The 2,365-nt window shown below is 65.8% G+C and carries 2 protein-coding genes; both read left to right on the top strand.

The annotated features are described in order from the left end of the window. Positions 1-190 precede the first annotated feature (190 nt). Positions 191-1,543: an IS21 family transposase gene (gene istA, locus ACZ60B_RS42840; RefSeq protein ID WP_469397475.1), complete on the top strand. Its 1,353-nt coding sequence runs from the start codon at positions 191-193 to the stop codon at positions 1,541-1,543. After that, positions 1,540-2,310, top strand: coding sequence for an IS21-like element helper ATPase IstB (gene istB / locus ACZ60B_RS42835; RefSeq protein ID WP_469397473.1), 771 nt, complete (start codon positions 1,540-1,542; stop codon positions 2,308-2,310). Before istA ends, istB begins: the two co-directional genes overlap by 4 nt. The last annotated feature ends 55 nt before the right edge of the window (positions 2,311-2,365 follow it).

Genomic DNA, 2,365 nt, shown 5'->3' with positions numbered 1-2,365 from the left:
TGTCGGCGTACAAGTGAACGTGCGCCACCTCATACGGAGGAATGTGCTCCGTTTCCGGGGCGGCAATAGGTGGGGGCCGTGAGTCTGCTGCTGTCGGTTCGGGGTGGCAGGGAGGCGGCTGGCGGTGGTGTTGGATCCACATCGGTGGCTGGAGCTGAGGCGGTTCCGTCCGCTGTATGAGTCCGGTGCGATGAGCCTGCGGGAGATCTCCAAGGAGACCGGGCTGAACCGTCGGACGGTCGGCAAGTACTTGAAGGATCCGTCTTCGGCCGCGCCGCCGAAGCGTGAAGCGGCCGGTCAGCGGTATCGGCGGGTGGTGGACGAGGTTGCGCCGCTGATCGACGCGATGCTCAGGTCCGAGGTCCTGCTGAAGGCGTCGGTGATCCACGAGCGTCTGGTCCAGGACTACGCGGTCAGCATCAACTACCAGCGGGTGAAGCTCTATCTGCAGGAGGCCCGGCCGCGGATTGCGGAAGAACTGGGCATCGGTCCGGCCGAGTTGGCGGGCCTGCACCGGCGGTTCGAGGTCGTCCCAGGCGCTCAGGCCCAGGTTGACTGGGGTGACGAAGGGAAGATCCTCGCCCACGTGGGCATTCCGAAGGTCTACTCGTTCCACATGACGCTGTCGTACTCGCGTGATCCGTTCTGCTGCTTCACCACCGGCCAGGATCTGGCGACGTTCTTCGACTGCCACCGGCTGGCGTTCGCGCACTTCGGTGGGGTGCCGATGAGCATCGTCTACGACCGCACCAAGACAGTCGTGCGTCGGCACGTCGCTCCGGGTGAGGCAGTCCCGCTGCACCCGGAAGCGGTCGCGTTCGCCGGACACTACGACTTCGACATCGACGTGCTGGCCGCCTACCGGCCTCAGGGCAAAGGACGGGTCGAGCGCCAGGTCGGCATTGTCCGAGACCATGTGCTCGCCGGGCGGGCCTTCTCCTCCATCGAGGAGATCAACGCCGCCTTCGCCGCCTGGGTGCCCCTGCGGCGGGCGAAGGTCCATGGCACCCACGGTGAGGTCATCGGGCACCGGGCCGTGCGCGATCACACGGCGCTGCGGCCGCTGCCGACGACTGCGTATCTGGTCACGCAGCGGCATCTGCGGCATGTCGGCAAAGACTGCCTGGTCGCCTTCGACGCGAACCTCTACTCGGTCCCCGCCCGCAAGATCCGTCCTCGCCAACTGGTCGAGGTCCGGGCGACGAAGTCCCAGATCACTGTGCACTCCACCATCGCCGACGGGAACGGTCAGACGTTGCTGGCCGTCCACCCCAGGGCAGTCGGCCGAGGCGCCCGCATCGTGGACGAGACCCACTGGGACGGCCTGCCCACCGGCGCCGGCCGCCGCGTCACCACCGGAGACGATCTCCCTTCACCCCGTCGCGGCCAGCCTCTGAGGGCAGCGGATGGTCCACTGCAGGCTCTGCTGAACCGGTCCGCAGCCGCACACGTCGAGGTCGGCCGCCGTCCGCTGTCGGTCTATGACGAGCTGACCGGCACCCGTCCTTTCACCACCAACGCGACGACGAAGGAAGCCCGTTGAGCGAGCTGACCAGCAACCGCATCCGTGCCACCGCCGTCAAGCTGGGCCTGCCGCACCTGGCCGAAGCCCTCAACCAGTACATCCAGCGGGCGGACGAGGCAAAGATGGGCTACCTCGAGCTCATCGACCTGGTGCTGGCCGAGGAACTCGCGGTCCGAGACGACCGCCGTTTCCGCAACGGGCTCAGGCTGTCGAAACTGCCGCACCACAAGACGCTGGAGGAATACGACTTCGCCTTCCAGCCCGACCTTGACCCGCGCAAGGTCAAAGACCTGGCCACTCTTTCCTTCGTCGAGGACAAGGCCAACGTCGCTCTGCTCGGGCCGCCCGGGGTCGGCAAGACGCATCTCGCTGTCGCCCTCGCAGTTGCGGCCTGCCGGGCCGGCTACTCGATCTACTTCACCAGCCTCGACGACATGGTCCGCCATCTGAAGGCCGCTGAGGATCAAGGGCGGCTGATGAGCAAGCTCACCAGCTACCTGCGGCCTGCCGTCCTCGTGGTCGACGAAGTGGGCTACCAGCCTCTGGAACGAGCCGAGGCGAACCTCGTTTTCCAGGTCATCTCCAAGCGTTACGAGAAGGGATCCATCATCCTGACCTCAAACAAGACATTCAGCGAATGGGGACAGGTGTTCGGCGATGAAGTCCTGGCCACCGCGATCCTCGACCGCCTCCTGCACCACTGCGAAGTCGTTTCGATCAACGGCAACAGCTACCGACTCAAGAACCGCCTCCAGGCCATCGAACGGGACACCGAAGTGGCCTGAGCAGTGGTGCACGCAACTTCGTACGCGGTGGTGCACTCAGACAAGTACGCAGACA

Source organism: Streptomyces sp. NPDC104096 (assembly GCF_055584385.1).
Note: the sequence above shows the minus strand (reverse complement) of the source record. Positions and strands in the feature narration are given on the sequence as shown.